Origin of the sequence: Bifidobacterium pseudocatenulatum DSM 20438 = JCM 1200 = LMG 10505 (genome assembly GCF_001025215.1) — a bacterium.
Lineage (GTDB): Bacteria > Actinomycetota > Actinomycetes > Actinomycetales > Bifidobacteriaceae > Bifidobacterium > Bifidobacterium pseudocatenulatum.
Map to the genome: position 1 here is coordinate 1,036,412 of NZ_AP012330.1, position 23,206 is coordinate 1,059,617.

General features: G+C 58.4%; 17 protein-coding genes and 1 riboswitch. Of the genes, 12 read left to right on the forward strand and 5 right to left on the reverse strand.

Features of this window, described 5'->3' with window-relative positions; genetic code table 11:
* Window positions 1–53 precede the first annotated feature (53 nt).
* The 3 genes from BBPC_RS04280 (at window position 54) to BBPC_RS04290 (ending at window position 3,095) form a co-directional block, all read left to right on the forward strand.
* Window positions 54–467, forward strand: coding sequence for a GNAT family N-acetyltransferase (locus BBPC_RS04280; RefSeq protein WP_004221810.1), 414 nt, complete (start codon window positions 54–56; stop codon window positions 465–467).
* A 560-nt stretch (window positions 468–1,027) separates the two neighbouring features.
* A complete protein-coding gene (locus BBPC_RS04285; RefSeq protein ID WP_004221819.1) occupies window positions 1,028–2,155 on the forward strand; it encodes a branched-chain amino acid aminotransferase in 1,128 nt (375 codons plus the stop codon).
* A 190-nt stretch (window positions 2,156–2,345) separates the two neighbouring features.
* Entirely contained in the window at window positions 2,346–3,095 is a 750-nt protein-coding gene (locus BBPC_RS04290; RefSeq protein ID WP_004221823.1) for a trimeric intracellular cation channel family protein, read from the forward strand.
* A 97-nt stretch (window positions 3,096–3,192) separates the two neighbouring features.
* On the opposite strand, the gene rpsT is transcribed toward BBPC_RS04290, so the two are convergent.
* Window positions 3,193–3,453, reverse strand: a complete 261-nt coding sequence (gene rpsT / locus BBPC_RS04295; RefSeq protein WP_003835031.1) for a 30S ribosomal protein S20 — start codon at window positions 3,451–3,453, stop codon at window positions 3,193–3,195.
* Between the two features lie 156 nt (window positions 3,454–3,609).
* Between rpsT and lepA the strand changes: the two genes are divergently transcribed.
* Together lepA and hemW are read left to right on the forward strand one after the other, a co-directional pair.
* Window positions 3,610–5,490, forward strand: coding sequence for a translation elongation factor 4 (lepA, locus tag BBPC_RS04300; RefSeq protein WP_022245173.1), 1,881 nt, complete (start codon window positions 3,610–3,612; stop codon window positions 5,488–5,490).
* Window positions 5,490–6,695 (forward strand): radical SAM family heme chaperone HemW, encoded by a 1,206-nt coding sequence (hemW, locus tag BBPC_RS04305; RefSeq protein ID WP_004221832.1) that lies wholly within the window; start codon window positions 5,490–5,492, stop codon window positions 6,693–6,695. Before lepA ends, hemW begins: the two co-directional genes overlap by 1 nt.
* Before the next feature lie 153 nt (window positions 6,696–6,848).
* Here hemW and BBPC_RS04310 read toward each other — a convergent pair whose 3' ends face one another.
* From BBPC_RS04310 to BBPC_RS04325, 4 genes are all read right to left on the reverse strand, one after another.
* The gene (locus tag BBPC_RS04310) at window positions 6,849–7,646 is read right to left on the reverse strand and encodes an SDR family oxidoreductase (protein ID WP_004221839.1); all 798 of its coding nucleotides are present in this window, start codon (window positions 7,644–7,646) and stop codon (window positions 6,849–6,851) included.
* A 16-nt stretch (window positions 7,647–7,662) separates the two neighbouring features.
* On the reverse strand, window positions 7,663–9,162 hold the full coding sequence (locus BBPC_RS04315) for an acyl-CoA reductase (RefSeq protein WP_004221842.1): 1,500 nt from the start codon (window positions 9,160–9,162) through the stop codon (window positions 7,663–7,665).
* Window positions 9,159–10,274, reverse strand: a complete 1,116-nt coding sequence (locus BBPC_RS04320) for a LuxE/PaaK family acyltransferase (RefSeq protein WP_004221844.1) — start codon at window positions 10,272–10,274, stop codon at window positions 9,159–9,161. The genes BBPC_RS04315 and BBPC_RS04320 overlap by 4 nt, the downstream gene beginning before the upstream one ends.
* 54 nt (window positions 10,275–10,328) lie before the next feature.
* Window positions 10,329–11,762, reverse strand: a complete 1,434-nt coding sequence (locus BBPC_RS04325; protein ID WP_004221847.1) for a solute carrier family 23 protein — start codon at window positions 11,760–11,762, stop codon at window positions 10,329–10,331.
* Window positions 11,744–11,846: riboswitch (TPP riboswitch) on the reverse strand. It overlaps the preceding gene by 19 nt.
* Before the next feature lie 214 nt (window positions 11,847–12,060).
* Between BBPC_RS04325 and gltB the strand changes: the two genes are divergently transcribed.
* The 7 genes from gltB to BBPC_RS04360 all read left to right on the forward strand — a co-directional run bounded on the left by gltB (window position 12,061) and on the right by BBPC_RS04360 (window position 23,107).
* On the forward strand, window positions 12,061–16,632 hold the full coding sequence (gene gltB / locus BBPC_RS04330) for a glutamate synthase large subunit (protein WP_033524014.1): 4,572 nt from the start codon (window positions 12,061–12,063) through the stop codon (window positions 16,630–16,632).
* Window position 16,633: 1 nt separating this feature from the next.
* Complete coding sequence (locus BBPC_RS04335) at window positions 16,634–18,181, forward strand: glutamate synthase subunit beta (RefSeq protein WP_004221851.1); 1,548 nt, start codon at window positions 16,634–16,636, stop codon at window positions 18,179–18,181.
* A gap of 198 nt (window positions 18,182–18,379) precedes the next feature.
* On the forward strand, window positions 18,380–18,841 hold the full coding sequence (locus tag BBPC_RS04340) for a DUF2975 domain-containing protein (RefSeq protein ID WP_022245180.1): 462 nt from the start codon (window positions 18,380–18,382) through the stop codon (window positions 18,839–18,841).
* Between the two features lie 236 nt (window positions 18,842–19,077).
* Window positions 19,078–20,334 (forward strand): glycogen synthase, encoded by a 1,257-nt coding sequence (glgA, locus tag BBPC_RS04345; RefSeq protein ID WP_004221867.1) that lies wholly within the window; start codon window positions 19,078–19,080, stop codon window positions 20,332–20,334.
* 105 nt (window positions 20,335–20,439) lie between these two features.
* A complete protein-coding gene (locus BBPC_RS04350) occupies window positions 20,440–21,291 on the forward strand; it encodes an ABC transporter ATP-binding protein (RefSeq protein ID WP_004221873.1) in 852 nt (283 codons plus the stop codon).
* A gap of 111 nt (window positions 21,292–21,402) precedes the next feature.
* Window positions 21,403–22,458: a tRNA (adenine-N1)-methyltransferase gene (locus BBPC_RS04355; RefSeq protein WP_004221874.1), complete on the forward strand. Its 1,056-nt coding sequence runs from the start codon at window positions 21,403–21,405 to the stop codon at window positions 22,456–22,458.
* 91 nt (window positions 22,459–22,549) lie between these two features.
* Window positions 22,550–23,107 (forward strand): SixA phosphatase family protein, encoded by a 558-nt coding sequence (locus tag BBPC_RS04360; RefSeq protein WP_004221875.1) that lies wholly within the window; start codon window positions 22,550–22,552, stop codon window positions 23,105–23,107.
* The last annotated feature ends 99 nt before the right edge of the window (window positions 23,108–23,206 follow it).

The window sequence follows — 23,206 nt, forward strand, 5'->3', positions numbered from 1 at the left end:
GAATGCAGAGACTGGCTTCAGTCCGCGCGTAGCATGCAACCACGCTCGGGGCTATGGGAATCACGTATACCGATGAAAAGAAGTTCACCAAAGAACGGACGCAGCAACTGTTCCGATCCGTCGGATGGGTGTCAGGCAAATATCCGGAACGTCTGTACAAGGCTCTGATGGGATCGTCCACCGTGTTCAGCGCATGGGACGGCGACCGCTTGGTAGGCTTGGTGCGCGTGCTCGATGACACTGAGATGGTGGCTTATATGCATTACGTGCTGGTCGATCCGGAATATCAGGGTCATGGCATCGCAGGCCACCTGGTGGGCATGGTCAAAGAGAGATATCGCGACTACCTTTATATTGAAGTCATGCAGGAAGAAAGCAAGAACGCCACCTTCTACCAGAAGCACGGCTTCTCAATCATGGAAGACGGCGCGGCCATGCAGATCCGCAATCCAGGAGAACGCCGCTGAAACAAGCATCGTGACGCCAACAATCTTATTGCCCCGTCTAATGACGGGGGTATTGCTTTTTCGAGTATCCACCAATACATCGGAGGGTTGGCTTGCATGCTTCACCCGAAAGGATCGCAGCATGACCGGAAGCGACGAACGGAACACGCAGAACGCGACGAGCGTTGGGAAGGCTGCGTTTCCAGCGCCTTCCGCCATGAAGTCTCCTCACCCCAATAGGCGACAGCGGCATGTTGTACTACGACGTCGAAACTACTCGCCCCATCATTCTCACCCACATCCCGCTGTCAGAGACCTGAACGTCATAATGGTGTTTTGGGGAATGAGGCACAGTCATTTTTTGAACAATTCAGAATACGTTCCGAGTCTATAGAGCATCAATCAGGCGTGAGGGCGGCGACTTTTTCGCAGGATGTTTCTTCCTATCTCATATCGCGAACGCTTGTAATCGAAAGAGATTATGATGTGGGAAAGTTACTAACCAGAACCGGTGCCACAAGCACTGGGATACCAACAACCGCGGGCCGCTTTCGGGTGGCTGCAACAAGAAGAAGTAAAGAATGACTGAACAGAATCATCACGATCCGGCAGAGCTTGACAAGCTCACCGAGAAGTTCACCGTGCTCCCGAACGACAACCCGGCATCCGACGCCAAACGTGCCGAACTCATCGACAAGCCGGCATTCGGTCAGGTCTTCTCCGACAACATGGCCCACATGACTTGGACCAAGGGCGAAGGCTGGGGAGACCGCCGCATCGAGCCGTATGCGCCGCTGAAGATGGATCCGGGCGCATCCGTTCTGCACTATGCTCAGGAATGCTTCGAAGGTCTGAAGGCCTACCGTCATGCCGATGGCTCCACCTGGCTGTTCCGTCCGGATGCGAACGCCGAGCGTTTCCAGAACTCCGCCAAGCGTCTGTACCTGCCGGAACTGCCGATCGACGATTTCATCGGTTCCGTGGCCGCCCTCGTCAAGCGTGACGTGAACTGGGTTCCGACCCGCCGCGAGTACACCCTGTACATGCGTCCGTTCATGTTCGCTTCCGAGCCGTTCCTCGGCGTGCGTGCTCCGCAGGAAGTGGACTACTGCGTGATCGCATCCCCGTCCGGCCCGTACTTCCCAGGCGGCGTGAAGCCGGTCAGCATCTGGGTTGAAGACAAGTGGTTCCGCACCGGCCCTGGCGGCACCGGCTTCGCCAAGTGCGGTGGCAACTACGCCGCATCCCTGCTGGGCGAATACACCGGCATCGACCACGGCTGCGAGCAGGTCTGCTTCGTCGACGCCGCTACCAAGACCTACCTCGAGGAGCTTGGCGGCATGAACATGATGGTCGTGCACAAGGACGGCCACGTAGAGACCCCGTCTCTGACCGGCAACATTCTGCCGGGCGTGACCCGTCGCTCCCTGATTCAGCTCATCCAGGACAACGGCCACGACGTGGTCGAAACCATGATCGCTCTGGACCAGTTGCTCGAAGACATCAAGTCCGGCGAAGTCACCGAGGTGTTCGCTTGCGGTACCGCAGCCATCATCACCCCGATCGGTCGTTTCAAGTCCGAGAAGTTCGACGTGACCGTTGCCGACGGCAACTCCGGCGAATTCACCGTGAACCTGCGCAACCAGCTGCTGGGCATCCAGCTTGGCGAGATCGAGGATCCGCACAACTGGATGTGGAAGGTCTGCTGATTTTTCGCGACTGACTTATAGTTCAAAGTCCGCCGAGGGGCGGGGAACATGGTATTCGACATACTCAAGGCCGTTCGGCCAAGCCTACGGTCGAACACCATGTTTCCCGCCCCTCGGCTTATTGTGTACGATGGGAAGTCGCGAAATCCGAGAGTGAGGGAAGTGAGGGAAGGGAAAAGGATGGGAAAGCATGTCGGTGGCGTTGGAGAGTAATGCCTTCTTTTGGGGGATTGAATATTTGGCGACGTTCTGCTGCGGCATGTGCGGCGGACTTGCCGCCGTGCGCAAAGGCTACGATATCTTCGCGATTCTCGTCACCACATGGCTCACCGCATTGGGCGGAGGAATCATCCGTGACGTGCTGCTGGGCATCGCGCCACCGGTAGGCGTGTCGGATAAAGGACTGGTGATCGTTGCTCTGCTGGCTTCGGTGGCCGTCGCGGTGTGCCATCCCGAAATCAACAGGCTCAAATGGTCCATGCTGTCGTTGGATGCTCTGGCATTGGGATTGTATGCGGTCAACGGTACCAGCAAAGCCATGATGTACCACACGTCAGGCATGACCGCGGTTTTTCTCGGCATGTTCACCGCGCTTGGAGGTGGCCTGATTCGAGACATGCTCATCAACGAAGTGCCGATGGTGATTCGTGACAAACATTGGTATGCGGTTCCATCTGCCGTGGGGTGCGTACTGACGGTGCTTGTCTGCAAAGGCGTGGACGCTGGAATCGTCAGTTTTCCAGCCGAAGTGGTGCTTGATCTGCTGATCGTCGCATTGATGGTCAGCATGCGATTGGTATCGGTGATTTTCGACATTCAGCTTCCGGGAGCGTTGGTGCGTCATAATACATATCTGCCAAGTGAAGCGAAATATTTGAAACGACCGGTCATTCATTCTGATAAGGATTCCGACAAACGCAAGTGTGACAAGCGTAGGTAGCGACAGTGAGATGGTAATTAAACGGAAGACATTTGCGTAACAAAAAATCCCGCAGGAAAAACCTGCGGGATTTTCGTTAGCTGTGAGCTTCTAAAACTCAGAGAGCGTTGATGGCCACGGCAAGACCGGACTTGCGGTTAGCAGCCTGGTTCTTGTGAATCACGCCAGCGCCAGCAGCCTTGTCGAGCTTCTGAGCTGCGACCTTGTAGGCGGCTTCTGCTGCGGACTTATCGCCGGCGGCGATAGCTTCACGGGTGGCGCGAACGGCAGTCTTCAGGCTGGACTTCACGGCCACGTTGCGCTTGTGGGCCTTCTCGTTGGTGAGAACGCGCTTCTTCTGCGACTTAATGTTTGCCACTATTTCTCCAAACGACGTTTTCTATAAGGACATACAAACGATGATGATAACATGGCGCGCGGATAAATTGCCAACGGGCTTAGGAGTGTCGCGACTCACCATGCCGATACTAGCAGTTAGAATCGTTTGCGTCGAATATTTCAAGAGGAGGATGGCGTGGGCCAGCAGCATAACCAGCCCGGTTTCACCGATCAGTCGTTGATTCGCAATTTCTGCATCATCGCGCATATCGATCACGGCAAGTCCACGGTGGCAGACCGTATTCTGCAGCTCAGCGGCATCGTGCCCGAACGTGAGATGCGTGATCGTTTCCTGGATCGTATGGATATTGAGCAGGAGCGTGGCATCACCATCAAATCGCAGGCTGTGCGCGTGCCGTGGACGTTCGACGGCACTGAATATACCCTCGGCATGATCGACACTCCAGGCCACGTCGATTTCACTTATGAGGTTTCCCGCGCTCTCGCCGCATGCGAAGGCGCAGTGCTGCTTGTCGACGCGACGCAGGGCATCGAAGCGCAGACCCTGTCGAACCTGTATATGGCCATCGACCATGATCTGGCCATCATTCCTGTACTGAACAAAATCGATCTTCCCAGCGCGGAACCAGACAAGCATGCCGAGGAAATCGCAGGTCTGATTGGTTGCGATCCTTCCGAAGTGCTGCGCGTGTCCGGTAAAACCGGTGAAGGCGTGACCGAACTGCTCGACCGCATTGTTGCCGACGTTCCTGCACCAACCGGCGATCCGGAAGCTCCCGCGCGTGCGCTGATCTTCGACTCCGTCTACGACTCCTACCGCGGCATCGTCACCTACATTCGTATGGTCGATGGCGAGTTGCGTTCCCGTGAGAAACTGCACATGATGGGTATCGGCATGACCCATGATCCGATTGAAATCGGCGTGATCAGCCCAGACATGATGCCTACGAAGGCGCTTGGTGCGGGTGAGGTCGGTTATGTTATCACCGGCGCGAAAGACGTCAGCCAGTCCAAGGTGGGCGACACCATCACTTCCGCGCTCAAGCCTGCGGCCGATCCGCTCGAAGGCTATCGTGACCCGCAGCCCATGGTCTACGCTGGCCTGTTCCCAATCGACAACGCGCAGTATCCGGAACTTCGTGAGGCGCTCGACAAGCTCAAGCTCAACGACGCGGCTTTGATCTACGAGCCGGAAACGTCCGTGGCGTTGGGTTTCGGTTTCCGCTGCGGCTTCCTTGGCCTGCTGCATATGGAAATCGTGACCGAACGACTGAGCCGCGAATTCGATCTCGACTTGATCTCCACCGCACCGAACGTGCCATACGAGGTCACCGCGGAAGACAATTCCGTGCATCGTGTGACCAATCCGAGCGAATTCCCCGACGGCAAGATCAAGCAGATCGTCGAACCGGTGGTTGCCGCCGACATCATCACTCCGAAGGAATTCATCGGCGCGGTTATGGACTTGTGCCAGGACCATCGTGGACAGATGGGCACTATGGAATATATTTCCGCCGACCGTGTGGAAATGCATTATCGCATTCCGTTGGCCGAAATCGTGTTCGACTTCTTCGACCAGTTGAAGAGCCGCACCAAGGGCTATGCGTCGCTCGACTACCATGAGGACGGCGAACAGTCCGCCGATCTGGTGAAGGTCGATATTCTCATCCAGGGTGAGAAGGTCGATGCGTTCAGCGCCATCGTGCATAAGGATAAGGCGTATTCCTACGGCGTGATGATGACGAAGAAGTTGCGTGAGCTCATTCCTCGCCAGCAGTTCGAAATTCCGATTCAGGCCGCCATCGGCTCCCGCATTATCGCACGTGAGAACATTCGCGCACTGCGCAAGGACGTGCTCGCCAAGTGTTATGGCGGCGATATTTCCCGTAAGCGCAAGCTGCTCGAAAAGCAGAAGGCCGGCAAGAAGCGTATGAAGATGCTCGGCCATGTCGAGGTGCCGCAGGAGGCGTTCATCGCCGCATTGTCGACCGGAGACGCAGGCAACGACCGCGACACCAAAGACAAGATTCGCGCCGCCCAGAAAACCGAAGGCTGATGTTCGAAGCCTACATTCATGTGCCGTTCTGCATACGGCGCTGTGGGTACTGTGATTTCAACACGTATACCGCTGTCGACATGGGAGCGGGCGCTTCGCGTGGCAATTACGCCAATATGGTGATTCGCGAGATGTCAATCGTCCATGATTGGCAGATCGCGCATGGCGTTAACGAACCGGAAGCGGCCACCGTCTTTTTCGGCGGTGGCACTCCCACGATTCTGAAAGCCTCGGATCTGGTCGCCATGTTGAATGCCGTGCGTGACACGTGGGGCATTGCCGACAATGCGGAAATCACCACCGAAGCGAATCCGGACACGGTGAACGCCGATTACGTGAAGGAACTCGCGGACGGCGGATTCAACCGCATCTCTTTCGGCATGCAGTCGGCTGTGCCAAGCGTGCTGAAAACATTGGATCGTACGCATACCCCGGCCAATGTGGCGGCGGGAATCGCAGCGGCAAATGCTGCCGGCATGCGTTCCAGCGTGGATTTGATTTACGGTGCGCCGGGGGAGAGTCTCGACGATTGGCGTGTTTCCGTACGGACGGCGATCGACTTGGGTGTTGACCATATTTCGGCATATGCGTTGACCGTCGCACCGAACACGAAAATGGGACGTCAGATTGCTGTTGGAACCTTGCCTACGCCTGATGATGACGATGAGGCGACCAAGTATGAGATTGCCGACGATCTACTGAGCGCAGCCGGTCTTGAATGGTATGAGATCAGCAATTGGGCACGTCCTGGTTATGAATCGCAACATAATCTTGGCTATTGGCGCAATGTTGATTGGGCGGGGCTCGGTCCCGGCGCACACAGCCATTACGGCAATGTGATGGATGTTGAACAGTCCACGTCGGCTGAAACATCTGAAACGGTCAAATCGTCGGGCTTGCGCAGCTGGGATATTGCGCATCCTCGCATGTGGGGGCAGGCTATCAACGATGATAATGTGCCATGGTCGGGAAGCGAACGAATCTCCAACGAGGAGAACCTCGAAGAAATCATCATGCTTGGTCTGCGCATACGTGAGGGTCTGGATTTGAGTCGCCTTGGAAACATGGTTGATATGGCTCGCATCCAGCCCATGGAAGACGAAGGCCTTATCGTTATCCGTGACGGACGTGTGATTCCAACCCGAACCGGACGCTTGCTCAACGACACCGTCATCGAGCGTTTCTTCGACGCCTGCTCGTTGTAATGCCGATAATCCTCTGACGAATTGGTTTTAGATGATCCATCTTGGTATGGGTGGATACAGTGTGCAGATTGAAACGGGCCTCGGATGCAGGTTGTTGCATTCCAGGCCCGATGGCATAGAGCCTAGAACGAGGCTGTCACCGGATGTTCGTAATCAGCGCATCGTGAGTCCGCCATCGACATGCAACGTCTGACCGGTGACGAAACGAGCGTCCTCGCCAACCAGCATCGCCACACCGCCCGCAATATCATCAGCCGTGGCAAGCCTGCCCAAAGGCGTCTGCGCGATGATGCGCTCGCGGACGTCTTCGGTGGTGGCGCGGCTCGAATCCGTGCCCACGGTCAAACCGGCCGCGATGGCGTTCACCGTGACGCCCCACGCTCCGGCCTCCTGCGCCAGCGAGCGCGTGAATCCGATGAGTGCTCCTTTGGCTGCGATGTAGTCGTGGTAGGGGACGATCGGGCTGTCTACGAGGTTGCTGGAGATGTTGACGATGCGTCCCCATGATTGGCGTCGCATGTAGGGCAGCGCGGTCGTGCAGGTGTTGTAGGTGCCTTTGAGACATCCTTCGAGTTGGGTCGCGTAGTCGTTCCAGCTGGTGTTGCTGAAGGTGTTGCGGTTGCGTGGGTCGAACGAGTAGTGGCTGAGCGCGTTGTTGATGAGGATGTCGATGCCTCCGAAGGTGTTGGCTGTGGTTTGTGCGAGTTCGTTGACTTGGGTTTCGTCGGTCACGTCGGCTTTGCATGTGATGACGCGTCCTTGTGCGTCCGCTTCGTTTTCGATGTGTTGCTTGGTGTGTTGGGCGCGTTCGTCGTTGCTTAGGTAGTCGATGGTCACGTTGGCGCCGAGTTGTGCGAGTCTGAGTGCGATTGCGGCGCCGATGCCTCGGCTTGCGCCGGTGATGATGGCGGTTTTGCCGGTGAGTGTCCGGTGTTCGGATTGCTGGTTCACGTAAGGTCCTTTGGGATTATTCGTAGTCGATGTCGAAGGTGTCGGCGTAACGGTCGGTGTTGCGTTCGATGTCGACGGCTCTGACGAGGTCGAGGATGTTGAATCCGCCGTCGTGGTGCCATCCGGATTTCGCGCGGTTCATTTCTCCGACGGGGCAGATGCGGTCGATGCCGTATTCGCCCACTTGTTGCGCGAGTGCGAACAGTCTGGATGAGCTTGTGGCGATCGCGCAGGTTTGCAGCCACTCGCGGTAGGGTTTCAGTGTGGGCAGCGCGTGTTTGAGTTGGTCCACGGCGACGATGTTAATGGTGCGGTTGAGCGGTGTCCCCAACGAGGGGAGACTGCTGGTATTGGGGTAGTAGAGCACGGTCCAGTCGGTGCCTTGCGGCGATTCGATGACGAACGGTGCCTGTGGGTCGGCCTGTGCGGCGCTGTCTGGAGTCATGGACGTCATGAACAGCGCTTGCATCTCGGTTTGAGAGCGTGCCCTGCGGATGGCGAGGGATTCCGTGTCGGAAGGGGTTGATCGTGGATATTTGCGTTGTTGCGAGTCGAGCTCGCTGGCGAGCAGTTCCGCCGTCTGAGCGGGGGAGATGGCTCCGCCGCGTTCCACGAAGATGGTTTGCGGCGCCAGGCAGCTTTGCTGGTCGTAGGTGGCCACGTCCACGGCCATACGGTGCACGGTTTGCACGTGAGTGTCCGCGCGTAGCGCTTCACGTCCGATGAGTGAGAAGCCGATGCGTGCGCCATAGCTGAGGAACGGTTTGCCCGCGCTCACGCGTGGACGGATCGCCTCGGTGGTGTGCGACGAACCGTAGGCGATCACGGCGTTCGCTTCGCCGATCGCCACGTCTTCAAGCTCTACCGTGCCGCCGCGCCACGGCACTATGGCCAATACGTCGGCGAGATCCGGGTTGATCTGTGTCAGAGAACGAGCGAACAGTACGGGCATCAGCGGTTCGTCGAACGATGATTTGCCGATGATCGCGCTTTTCGTCAGCAGACTCATGGTCATGCTCCATACGGGAATGCCGGGAACATTGCTGGAAAACACGTGGAATGTCAAGTCCGGCCCGTACAGGCGCGTGTATCCGCCGGACTTGTTCGGTCGGTATTCGTCCAGCATGCGCGGGCTTGGCAGTTCGTCATCAAGAAAACGCAATAGTTCGCGTCTGCGGAACATGCGCATGTAACGTTTCAGTTCGATACGCGTCATCGTCGCGTCATAGCCGGTGATGGAGGGAATCAGAGACTCCGCTATCTGGCGACCCTCATAATCGGGATTCGTCCACAATTCCACCGCCTCGCCGATGATGTCGACGATGTGTTCGACGGAATATGCTGCCAATGTCTGCGATCGATTGCAACGCGTTGTCTCGCACAAATCTTGGACAGTCTCAGGCGTGAGTACCGGATAACGCAACGTGACCTCACCGCGGTCGGTGAGAACGCCGCGTGTTTCGAAATCCTCAAATACGAAGCCGCGCGGCGCATGGAAAATGTCGATGACGCTCATGCGTTTGCCGCCATCACCTCGTCGACGGCGATGGAGCAGCCGCGTGCCTCCGCACCCTTCGCACGACCGTTGAGCTCGTAACCGGAATCGGTGCGCACGCCAAGATCTTCGGTCAGAATCGCCAGACAGGAATTCCAATTCGCCAAATCGTAATGCGCGATCACCCCCTGCTCGCCATCGGCGACAGGCGTGAGCGTCGCCGGATCGAGGAACACGGAACGAACCCACGACGGCGTCGCCTTCAGATAATTCGACGAACCATCCGTATAGTACGACAGCAGATTCTGATCGTAAATCTGCGAACTCAACTCCGTCATACCGTACATGTTCACGCAATGCGTGCGTGCGACGCCAAACACCTCAAGGAACTTCGCATACAAATCATCGACGGTCATATCGGTTTTCGTACTCTTGAAACCACCGGTATCGAAAACACGCGAATCCTTCGCCAACGCATAGGTTTTGCCCCGCTCGGCAAGATAGTCAAGCAGATACAGATACGCGGACGAAGCGCCCATCAGCATCACCGGCTCGCCGTCTGCCACCGACTGATCAAGGAACTTTTCCACACCAGCGAAGTCCAAACCATCCTCATGGAAGAAGAAGCCGCTGCCCTCGCTGCCGCACTGCTCCACCGCACGCGTCAGATAACGGGCCAACGAACCATTATGATTCATCTCCCAGGCAGGGGAGAGCACCGCGATACGCATGCGCTCACGGTCAGGCATGATGAAATGACGGAACGGGCCGATCATCGACGCATCCCACACCTCAAGATCAGGATGATAGTTGCGTCCACGCTGACCCGGATGCGTAGTGCCGCTGGTCATGAACACTGCCTCGCAATCATCTTCAGGCACCGAAGTGAGCGTCAGCATCTTGAACCCATCCACCGGCATCGGCGGAATATCCATCCAATCCGACAACATCTGCGGAGTCACCCTACGAGACATGCAATACGCGCGATACTGCATGTTATGGGCAAACTGGAAAGCGAAAATCTTATGTGCGAGCGCGTCGAACGCCTCATCCGGAGCGACCTCGCAACCATACTTTTCGATGAACTCAAGCACGTTTGCCTTGACTTCCTGCGCGTCGGCACCCAACGACATTGATGTCATATGCGGTATTCCTTTCTATAAACGATACTGATATTCGAAAGCAAATCAGATCTGCGACGGAACTTCAGCTTCGCTGTTTCCTTTACGACGATTGATCAGATTCGGCAGGTCGATCAGCAGTGCCTTGAGAATCACCACACAGAACGCCCCAACCAGAATCGAATTGGAGAAGAACACGTGAGCGCCGCCCTCCAAGCCGCTCAACGCGCTCGGCAGCGCGATGCCCAACAGCAGGGACAATCCAATGACCGCCTGGGAACGGTCGTTCGACTCCACCTTGCGCAGCGTATTGAAGCCCGTGCTGATCAGGCTTGCCGCGGCCGGCAGGAAAATGCCGCCGATCACAGGGGAAGGAATCAACGACAATACCGCTCCGGCCTTCGGAATGAAACCAAGAACCACAAATACCACGCCGGCGATGATCACCGGCACACGGGTACGGGTCTTGCCCTCATCCGTGACCTTAAGCAACGCGACATTCTGCGGATACGCGGTAGTGGTGAAACCGCCGATCATCGAAGAAATCGCGGAACCGGCAGCCTCGCCGGCCAAACCATAACGAACCTGACGATCCTCAAGCTTGACGCCCTGGATCTCACTGGCCGCCTGATACACGCCAAGCGCCTCCATAATCGCAACCATATATGCGATGAAGAACGGCACAAACACCGCCGCATCAAAGTCAAAACCGCCATACGGCATAATCTGAGGAAGACCAAACCAAGGCTTCGACGCGACACCGGAAAAATCAGCCATGCCAAATACCATCGAAAGCGCAGTGCCGGCAACCAGAGCAATCAGATAGGAAAGCGCCCTGACCATACCCTTGCCGAACTGGGAAAGCGCCACCACCAGCACGCAAGTCACGATAGACACGGCCAACGTCTTCGGATCGGCAAAACCATCATCGCCGGGAGCGCCACCAAGAAACTCGCTCAACGTGAAACTCGACAGCGAAACGCCAACCAGAAAAATAATCACGCCCGACACCATCGGCGCGAACAGAAAACGCATCTTCTCAATCACACGGGTCAGACACAGCACCAAGAAAATCAGCGAACTGACAAAAATCGACGTACCAGCGGCAGCCAACGAACCAGCAGTGCCCGCAGCGATCATCAACGCATCGAACGCGGCGGACGGACCCTGCACAATCGGCAAACGCACCAACCTCGTGGCCTGAATCAATGTGACCAAACCAGACACAATGAAAATGGCATTCACCATATTTGACGACAACGCCAACGGCAAGCCAATGGCACCAGCCACAAACACCGGATCAAGCCACACATTGGACACCAACACATGCTGCAAACCCAGCAGCACATTCTTCGGAGTCAACTTCTTCGAACCCGAACCAAGCTGCTCAGGCACCTGCGACGCATCAGACACGCCAAATCCCTTCTCTTTCCACGAAACACACGGCCAAACACCAGCCGTCAGCACAGAGAAGACGCGCACGCGCACCGTTCGTAACATCCCTACGCAGGCACTACCCTGTTCAGGTCATAAGGGTCCGGGCAAACGCCCATCTCAGCCACATCGGCTCCCCTGTACTCTTCGGACAACCACCAGCATAACGACACGCATCGATACCGGCAACCACCACAACCCAACACATATCCTCCACATTTTCCCAAGAAAAACAGTCTTGACTTTTCCGAGTATTCGTTATATGGACACGCGAAACGTATTTGATACAGGGGCGCGGTATTCTAAACCACGCATTAAAGAACCGCAAGACTTTTCTTGCCCAAAAACATTGAAGGTGGTTTCGGTGACTTTCCACGCCCCGTTAGATCTCACGATCCATGATTCCCAAGGTATGTACGATCCCGGCGCCGAGCACGACGCCTGCGGCGTGGGTATGGTCACCACCCTCAACAAGCGCCCCGAACGCAAAATCGTCGACGACGCCATCGAAGTGCTCGTCAACCTCAACCACCGCGGAGCCGTAGGCGCCGAAGAAAACACCGGCGACGGCGCAGGCATCCTCATGAGCATGCCCGACGAATTCATGCGCGCCACCGCAGGCGTCGAACTGCCCGAAGAAGGCCACTACGCCGCCGGCATCGCATTCCTCGACCGCGACATCGCCACCTCCGGACAACAAGAACAAGCCATCGCCAAAATCGTGCGCGAAGAAGGCCTCGAAGTACTCGCATGGCGCGTCGTACCCACCAACCCGGACGGACTCGGACTGCAGGCGCTCGCCAGCATGCCCGCGTTCAAGACGCTGGTCGTGGCCGACCCCGAAGGCCAGCTCGCAGGCATCGAACTGGACCGCAAGACCTTCCGCATCCGCAAGCGCGTCGAACACGAGGTGGGCATCTACTTCGCGTCCCTGTCCGCACGCACCATCACCTACAAGGGCATGCTCACCACCATGCAGCTCAAGCCCTTCTTCCTGGATCTTTCCGACGAGCGCATGAAGGCGAAGATCGCCATCGTGCACTCCCGCTTCTCCACCAACACGTTCCCGAGCTGGCCGCTGGCCCAGCCGTTCCGCCAGCTGGCCCATAACGGCGAGATCAACACCATCCAGGGCAACCGCAACTGGCTGTCCGCACGTGAAGGCCGCCTAAGCTCCGAACTGCTCGGCGAATTCAAGCCGCTGCTGCCGATCGCTACCCCGGGCTACTCCGATTCCGGCACGTTCGACGAATGCCTCGAACTGCTGCACCTGTCCGGACGTTCCATGCCACATGCCATCTCCATGATGCTGCCGCCGGCATGGGAGAAGAACGACCAGCTTGACCCCGATGTCAGGGCGTTCTACGAATACAACAATACGCTGATCGAACCGTGGGACGGTCCGGCGCACATCATCTTCACTGACGGCACCCAGGTCGGCGCGCTGCTCGACCGCAACGGCTTCCGCCCCGGCCGCTGGCAGCTTACCGACGACGGCTACATCGTGCTCGCATCCGAAACCGGCGTGCTCCCGGAGAACGCCGAGGAACACATCGTGTCCAAGGGCCGCCTGGAACCGGGCAAGATGTTCCTCGTCGATACCAAGGAAGGCCGCATCATCCCGGACGAGGAGATCAAGAAGTCCCTCGCGTCCCAGCATCCGTACCGTCAGTGGGTCGAAGGCAACACCGTCGAGATGAGCCAGCTGCCCAAGCGCGAGCACGTCAACCACTCCGGCCAGTCCGTGCAACGCCGCCAGCGCGCCTTCGGCTACACCGAAGAGGATCTGAAGCTGCTGCTCGCCCCGATGGCCAACACCGGCAAGGAGCCGCTCGGATCCATGGGCAATGACGCGCCTATGGCCGCGCTTTCCTCCCGCAGCCGCATGCTGTTCGACTACTTCACCCAGAAGTTCGCGCAGGTCACCAATCCGCCGCTCGACTGGGAGCGTGAAAAGATCGTGACCTGCCTTGAATCCGCCATCGGTCCCGAGCCGAACCTGCTGGCCGATTCCGAACTGCATGCCAAGAAGATCCTCATTCCGTTGCCGGTGCTCAACTCCGACGAGATGGCGCAGCTCAAGCGCCTCGACCGCGCCAAGATCCTCGGCGGCTACTATAAGCCGTTCGTCGTCAAGGGTCTTTATCAGGTCGCTGGCGGCGGCAAGGCGCTGAAGGAACGTCTCGACGAGATCTTCCAGGAAGTCGACGAAGCCATCGAAAACGGATCCAACTTCCTCGTGCTCTCCGATCGCGACTCCAACTACACGTGGGGACCGATTCCGTCGCTGCTGCTCACCTCCGCGGTGCAGCACCATCTGCTGCGCAGACACACGCGCACCCAGATCTCCATGGTCGTCGAGGCCGGCGATGTGCGTGAAATCCACCATGTCGCTCTGCTGATCGCCTATGGCGCGGCGGCCGTCAACCCGTATCTGGCGTTCGAATCTGTCGAAGACCTGTCCCGCAAGGGCTATCTCAACGTCGATGCCGAAACCGCGGTGAAGAACCTGACCAACGCGTTGTCGACCGGCGTGCTCAAGATCATGGCGAAAATGGGCGTCTCCACCATCATGAGCTACCGTGGCGCACAGCTGTTCGAAGCCATCGGCCTGAACAAGGACGTCATCGACGAATACTTCACCGGCACCACCTCCCGCGTCGGAGGCGTCGGACTCGACGAACTGGCCGAAGAGGTCGCCATCCGCCATCGCGTGGCCTACCCGTCGCAGTGGACCGCCCGCCCGCACCGCAACCTGCGCACCGGCGGCGAATACAAGTGGCGTCGTACCGGCGAAGACCACCTCAACGACCCTGAAGCCATCTTCCTGCTGCAGCAGTCCACCCAGCGCGGTGACTACGACATGTTCAAGAAGTACTCGGCGCACATCAACGACACCTCCAACCGTTTGATGACGCTGCGCGGCCTGATGAAGTTCAAGTCCGGTCGCAAGCCGATCGACATCAGCGAGGTCGAACCGGCCAGCGAGATCGTCAAGCGTTTCTCCACCGGCGCCATGAGCTATGGCTCCATCTCCCAGGAGGCGCACGAGACCCTCGCGATCGCCATGAACACCATCGGCGCACGTTCCAACTCCGGTGAAGGCGGCGAATCCGAAGACCGCATCAATGATCCGCTGCGCTACAGCAAGATCAAGCAGATCGCATCGGCACGTTTCGGCGTGACCAGCGACTACTTGGTGCACGCCACCGACCTGCAGATCAAGCTCGCCCAAGGCGCCAAGCCTGGCGAAGGCGGACATCTTCCTGGCGCCAAGGTTCCGCCGTGGATCGCCAAGGTGCGTCACGCGACTCCGGGCGTCGAGCTCATCTCCCCGCCGCCGCACCATGACATCTACTCCATCGAGGATCTGAAGCAGCTGATCAACGACGCGAAGATGGCCAATCCGAAGGCCCGCGTGCACGTCAAGCTCGTTTCCGAGTTCGGTGTGGGCACCATCGCCGCAGGCGTTGCCAAGTGCCATGCCGACGTGGTGCTGATCTCCGGTTACGACGGCGGCACTGGCGCGGCTCCGCTCAACGCCATCAAGCACGCCGGCACCCCGTGGGAGATCGGCCTGTCCGAAACCCAGCAGACGCTCGTGCTCAACGGCCTGCGTTCCCGCATCACCGTGCAATGTGACGGCGAGCTCAAGACGGGCCGCGACGTGGTGATCGCAGCCCTGCTCGGCGCCGAGGAATTCGGTTTCGCCACCGCCGCGCTGATCGTCGAAGGCTGCGTCATGATGCGCGCCTGCCAGAAGAACACCTGCCCGCAGGGCATCGCAACCCAGGATCCCGAACTGCGCGCACGCTTCAAGGGCAAGCCGGAACATGTCATCAACTTCTTCATGTTCATCGCCGAGGAAGTACGCGAGCTGCTCGCCCAGCTCGGCTTCCGCACCTTGGAAGAGGCCGTCGGCCATGTCGAATGCCTCGACCAGAACGAAGCGATCAAGCGTTGGAAGTCTGACGGCATCGACCTGAGCAACGTGCTCATGCAGCCGGGACCGGTGCCGGGAACCATCCTGCACCAGACCATCGAGCAGAACCACGAGCTCGACAAGGCGCTCGACAACAAGCTCATCGAGCTCGCGCAGCCCGCCCTTGAGAAGAAGGAGCCGGTGCGCATCGAGATGCCGATCCGTAACGTGTACCGTACGCTCGGCACCATGGTCGGCTACGAGATCACCAAGCGTTACGGCGAGGAAGGCCTGCCTGACGACACCATCGACATGACGTTCCATGGTGCGGGCGGCCAGTCCATCGGCGCGTTCATTCCGCGTGGCGAGACCATCCGCGTGTACGGCGAAGTCAACGACTACGCGGGCAAGGGACTTTCCGGCGGACGCATGGTCGTGCGTCCGGAGGCGGGCATCACCTTCGATCCGCATGAGAACGTGATCGCGGGCAACGTCACCGGCTTCGGTGCCACTTCCGGCCAGATGTTCGTGGCAGGTCGTGCAGGCGAACGCTTCGGCGTGCGCAACGGCGGCGCCACCTTCGTGGTGGAGGGCGTCGGCGACCATGGTTGCGAATACATGACCGGCGGCACCGTCGTGATCCTCGGTCCCACGGGTCGCAACCTCGGCGCAGGCTTCTCCGGTGGCCACGTGTACGTGCTCGACCTTGACATGAAGCAGGTCAACCCGGCTGCCGCCGCCAACGGCGCGTTGCTGTTCGAACCGCTCGACAGTGAGTCGAACGAAATCGTGCACGGTCTGGTCAAGCAGCATGCCGAAGAAACAGGCTCCGCATTCGCGGCCGGACTGCTCGCCGACTGGGAGAACGCATCCAAGCGATTCACACACATCGTTCCGAAGCACTTCCTCGCCATGCAGAAGGCGATGAAGAACGCCGAAGAGAACAACATCGATTTCAATACGCCCGGCGTCTGGGAACAGGTGTACGAGCAGGTTATGGAAGGAGCGCGCTGACATGGGAGATCCACGTGGATTCCTGAAGGTCCGTACCCGTCGCGAACTGGCCGAACGCCCCGTCGAGGAGCGAATCAAGGATTGGTTCGACGTCCACGCCGAATCCGGCCTGCAGCCTTGGACCACCGAACAGGCGGCCCGATGCATGGACTGCGGCACGCCGTTCTGCATGAGCGGCTGCCCGCTGGGTAACATCATCCCAGAATTCAACGATCTGGTGCGCCAGGAGAAGTGGGAGGACGCGTACAACCGCCTGTCCGAAACGAACAACTTCCCCGAAGTCACAGGCCGCATCTGCCCCGCGTTGTGCGAGGCAGCCTGCGTGCTCGGCATTCACCAGCCGCCGACCATGATCAAGAACGACGAATGCACGATCATCGATCAGGCTTGGGAACTCGACTACGTCAAGCCATTGCCTCCGCAGCGCCTGACCGACCAGACCGTCGCCGTGGTCGGCTCCGGCCCGTCCGGTCTGGCATGCGCCCAGCAGCTTACCCGCGCAGGCCACACCGTGGTCGTATACGAGCGTGATGACGCCATCGGCGGCCTGATGCGCTACGGTATCCCGAACTTCAAACTCGACAAGCGACTCATCGACCGCCGCGTGGAACAGATGGAAGCCGAAGGCACCGTGTTCCGCACCGGCGTGGAGATCGGCAAAGACATCTCATGGGACGATCTGCGATCCCGCTACGATGCCGTGGTCGTCGCCATCGGCTCCACCGTGCCGCGCGACATGAAGATTCCGGGCCGTGAACTCAAGGGCATCCACTTTGCCATGGAATTCCTGCCCGACGCGACCCGCCGCGTCTACGGCGTCAAGCCAGTCAACGACATCACCGCTGAAGGCAAGCACGTCGTGATCATCGGTGGCGGCGACACCGGATCTGACTGCCTGGGCACGTCCATCCGCCAAGGCGCCAAGGACGTCACTGTGCTGCAGATCATGCCGCAGGAACCAAGCGAACGCCCGGCCAACCAGCCATGGCCGACCTTCGCGCGCCTGTACCAGAAGACCTCCTCCATGGAAGAAGGCTTCGAAACCCAGCGCGCCGAGTACGTGTACAGCACGGATTCTGTGAACTTCGTCGGTACCGAAGAGGAACAGGCCAAGGTGAAGGTGGAGCACTCCACCGCTACTGAAGGCTTCGTGGCCGATGAGAACGGACATGTGACCGGTCTCAAGGTAGTGAACGTTGCACCCGGCGAAAACGGACCGTTCACCCGTCAGCCCGGCACCGAACGCGTGATTCCGGCTGATTTGGTGCTCATCTCCGTCGGCTTCCTGCACCCGGACACCACCACGCTCGTGGACCAGCTGCCCGTCGACCTTGACGGACGAGGCAATGTGGCGCGCAACGACAAGTTCGCTACCAGCCAGGACGGCGTGTTCGCCTGTGGTGACGCCGGACGCGGTCAGAGCCTCGTGGTGTGGGCCATCTCCGAAGGCCGTTCCTGCGCGGCCGCCGTGGACGAATACCTCACCGGCGCCACCGAACTGCCGGCACCCATCGTCGCATCCAAAAGGCCGATGATGCTGCCGCGCTGAACATAAGCAGTTAACGTAACAGAAAAATCGTCCGATTCTCCGCCAAAACGGAATCGGACGATTTTTCATATCCCCACTTCCCGGAACCTCGAACAATACAGACGTGGCATAAACGTCCGAATGACGTGCCGTTCGGCGAAAAACCGGCAGTCATGCAGTAAAGTGAACTGCAGCACATCGCAACAAAGGAGTGACCCAATGCCAAATCGTGCAGAACGTCGAGCGCAGGCAAAGAACAACCGCAGGGGAGTGCCGCAGCAGTACGACCAAACCCATGGCCGCGCACGTTCCGGAATGCTGGACGAATACCAGCTGCAGGAAAAGTCCCGCCGACTGCAAGACGGTACCGATGGACCTTGGAAGCCGACCGGCGGCACCATCGAAGAAACCGAAAGCCTGCTGACCACCAGCCCGAACTACACGAACCCGAAGATGTTCAAGGCACCGCATTCCGCACGCCAATGGTTCCGCGTGATCAGCTGGCTGCTCATCGCACTGTCCGCAATCGCATTCCTGGTGATCATGTGGCTGCCGTCACATCCCATGTGGTTGGTCGCCACGGTCTCCATCGTCTTCGCTGTCGGTGTGCTTAGCCTGTTCTTCACGGCGGGTAACCCGAAGCATAATCCGAACCTCGATCAGAATGGTACGGCCGTCTGATAGCAAGGCGATGAACGTAAAGCGGGGCTGCATCCGATGGAAGGATGCAGCCCCGCTTTCACATGCGAGTCACGAATGACGGCACTATTCGTTCCTGGTTTATTGACCTCCTTGCCTGCATTTTTAGGAAAGATGCAAAACTTTGTGACACGAATGAAACAATCAGGCGTTTCATTGAAAAATTGCCTTACAGTAGTGATGGAACAACTGCCTGACTCGAAGAGGAGAGCACAGATATGAAGGTTGACATCCTTTCCCGTGAATATCCGCCCAAGGTGTATGGCGGCGCAGGCGTGCACGCGGAGGAGCTTTCCAAAGTTCTGGCGGAACGCGTGGATGTGACGGTCCGTGCGTTTGACGGACCACGTGCCGAGAATGAGATTCCCGAAATCCCGGGTGACAATCCGAAAGGTTCGCTCAAGGTCGTCGGATACGACGTTCCCAAGGAACTCCAGGAAGCAAACGGCGCGCTGAAGACGTTCGGCGTCGATCTGCAGATCGCCGACGATGTGGACGCCGACATCATCCACGCGCACACGTGGTATGCATGCTTGGCCGGATACCTTGCCAAGATGCTGCACGGAACGCCGCTGGTCATCACCGCGCATTCCCTCGAACCGTTCCGCCCATGGAAGCGTGAACAGCTGGGTGGCGGCTACGATTTGAGCTCGTGGGCCGAGCGTGACGCATACGAGCATGCCGACCGCGTGATCGCCGTGTCCGCAGGAATGCGCGAAGACATCCTGAGCGCCTATCCGAATCTTGACCCCGACAAGGTGGTCGTGGTGCACAACGGTATCACCATGAGCCAGTTCGAAACCCCATCCGACGACGATCCGGGCTGGAAGGTGTTCGAACGCTACAATATCGACCGCAACAAGCCCACGCTGCTGTTCGTCGGACGTATCACCCGGCAGAAGGGCCTGCCATACCTGCTTCAGGCGTTGCATTTCGTCGATCCGGGCATCCAGATCGTGCTATGCGCGGGCGCGCCCGACACTCCGGAGATCATGAACGAGGTCAAAACCGCGTTCGCCAAGCTTGACGAGGAGCGCGGCAACATCATCTGGATTGAGGAGATGCTGCCGAAGCCGGAGCTCAACGCGCTTGAGCACGGTTGCGACGCGTTCATCTGCCCATCCATCTACGAGCCACTCGGTATCGTGAACTTGGAGGCCATGGCGTGTGGCCTTCCGGTGGTGGCCTCCGCGACCGGCGGCATTCCCGAAGTCGTCGTCGATGGCGAAACCGGATATCTCGTGCCTGTCGACCAGCTGCACGACGGCACCGGCACTCCGACCAATCCAGACAAGTTCGTGCATGACATGGCCGACGCTATCAACCGCATCATGGCCGATCCTGAAAAGGCGAAGCAGATGGGACAGGCCGGTTACGAGCGTGCGCGCGACCACTTCAGCTGGGAGTCGATCGCCGACAAGACCGTCAAGGTCTATGAAGACGTGCTTGCCGAGCAGGGCAAAACCGCCGAATAACCAGTTCACCACGTAGACGATGCGTGGAACGCCTTCCGCTGAAAGCATTATGCTGGCGGAAGGCGTTTCCATATCTACAAGCCGAACAACGATAGGGGAGGAAGAATGCCGGAGCAGAACATCGCACTGGAACTCGCTGACGTGGAATTTCGTCGCCGTGGACGCGTGATTCTCACCAAGGTCAATCTGAAAATCAACAAGGGCGAGAAATGGGTGCTGTTCGGACCCAACGGCATCGGCAAATCCAGCTTGGTTCAAATGATGAGCACCAGAGGATTCCCGTCGGAAGGCACCGTCGACATTCTCGGCAATCGCTTGGGCAAGGTCGATGTGTTCTCCTATCGCAACCGTATCGGTTTGAGCTCCGCGGAACTGAGTCGCGCGTTCCCTCCCCAAGAAGATCCGCTCGACGCCATCGTGACCGCATTGACCGCGACCACCGGCCGTTGGCGCGACACCTACACCGACGAAGACTATGCCAAGGCGCGTTCCCTGATGCGTGAATTCGGTATCGAATATCTCGAAGGTAAAATGATGTTCAAACTTTCGGAAGGCGAGCGTACGCGCGTGCTGATCTGCCGTGCGTTGATGGCTGATCCGGATCTGCTGATTTTGGACGAGCCGACTACCGGTCTTGATTTGGGCGGTCGTGAGATTGCGCTTCGTGCGTTGAGCCGTGTCGGCGCCGAGCAGTCGGATCGTGCCGTGGTGCTGGTGACGCATCGTCTTGAGGAGATTCCGCAGGGATTCGACCATGTGGCGATCATGGGCAGGATCACCGGCAGCGAGGCCGACGCCTACGCCGACAATGTCGCAGGCAACGATCCGGCTCCGGGCACCATCGTGTACTCGGGTGATCTGGAACACGGTTTCACTTCGGAACGGTTGAGCGAAGTGTTCGGTTTGGAGCTTGAGGTGACGCATGCGAATGGACGTTGGAGCGCGTACGCGCGGTAACGGGTGCTGTGTGCGCCGGAATATGCTGTAGCATGAATAGCGTCGGACAGGAGTCATTCGGTTCCGTGCTGTCGTGATGGTGGAATCCGTGTGGGTATGAAGGAGTGATTGATGCGTCGAGGACCGTTGACGGCGGGTGAGAAGGTACAGTTCACGGATCGCAGATCCAATAAGATCACCGACCAATTGGTGCCGGGCGGTGTGACGCAGACCTCGCACGGCATCATTCTGCATGACGATGTGATCGGGCAGTCGGAAGGGTCCGTGGTGGTGACGGTGAGCGCCAAACGTGAGGCGCAGATCAATCAGGATCATCCGGAACGCGACGCCAACAAGCCTTGGAAGGGAACGCGCGCCATTGGCGGATGGCAGTTCGCGGTGATGCGCCCTCGGTTGGCCGATTATGTGCTGTCGATGCCTCGTGGCGCGCAGATCATGTATCCGAAGGACATTGCCCAAGTGATTCAGCTTGGCGACATTCGTTCCGGCATGAACGTGTTGGAATCCGGTGCCGGATCCGGCGCCATGAGCGTCAACCTGCTGGACGCGGTGGGGGAGCGTGGAAGACTGACCACCATCGAGATGCGTTCGGAATTCGCCCGCGTGGCCGAAGCGAATGCCACGGTCTATTTCGGTGGGCGCCCCGCATGGTGGGATCTGAAAATCGGTGATTTCGATTCGGTCGCCGCCACATTGCCGGAGCATTCCTTCGACCGCATCATGCTTGACATGCTTGACCCCTGGAACCGTCTTGAGCAGGCATACCGAGTGATTGCGCCCGGCGGTGTGCTCGTGGCGTATGTGACCACTACTACGCAGCTAAGCCGTATGGCGGAGGCGTTGAGGGAGGCTGGCTGCTGGACGGAACCGGATATCCAGGAGACTCTGGAACGCGACTGGAAGGTTCAGGGATTGGCGATACGTCCCGACCATCAGATGATCGGACACACCGGCTTCCTTATGGTTTCGCGGGCTATGGCGCCGGGATTTCAGGCGTTGCGCAAGCGTGACCGTGCCACGAAAGACACGACCACCGATATTGATTCGCTGAGCGCCGAAGAACGTGCCGAACAGCTCGAAGATCTTGAGTTGCGGGATATTTCCGATCGCAAGTTGCGTAAGGTGCTGCGTGATCTCGACGCGCAGGTCGAGGCTATCGGCGATTGATACGGTGTTTCTTGCCGTTGTTCTGAGACAATAGTCATAGCGCGTTGCGTTGGTACATACGCTGGATCGTTAAGGATTGGAGCATTCGTCCATGGGAACGAGCCTCAAGAAGGTTGCGAAAAAAGCCAAGGATTACAAGTATGTGTTGCTGGTGATGCGTCACGCCAAAACCGAGCCGTTTGGTGACGGTGGCGACGCCGGGCGTGAGCTGACCGACAAGGGGCGTAAGCAGGCGAAAGCCGTCGCCAAAGGCCTGGCCGCGCACAAGATGGTGCCGACGCGCATTGCGTGCTCCAGCGCCACCAGGGCCAGGCAGACCTGCGATCGCATGCTTAAGGTGTTCGGCGACGACCCGAAGGTCGACTATCGTCAGAGTCTGTACGAAGGTGGGGTGCAGTCGGTATTTGACGAGCTTGCCCAGACCAAGGAGAAGCATCGCGAGCTGTTGGTACTCGGCCATGAGCCCACTGTGTCGATCGCATGCCAATGGCTGGCGAGCTCCGAATCGGATGCAATGCTGCTCGACATGCTGAATCTGGGCATGTCGCCGGCATCGCTCGCCGTGTTCGGATCAAATGAGCCATTCAACCAATGGCAGCTGCACAGTGGCGAACTCATCGCATTGCTGACGGCCAAGGATTTTGAATGATTCCTTCGCCTCTCGGCATGATGCTGAGAGGCGTGAAATGTTGCCATGCCAACTGATATAAATCGTGCTTATAGCGACACTTAAATTTTCTTGATGAGT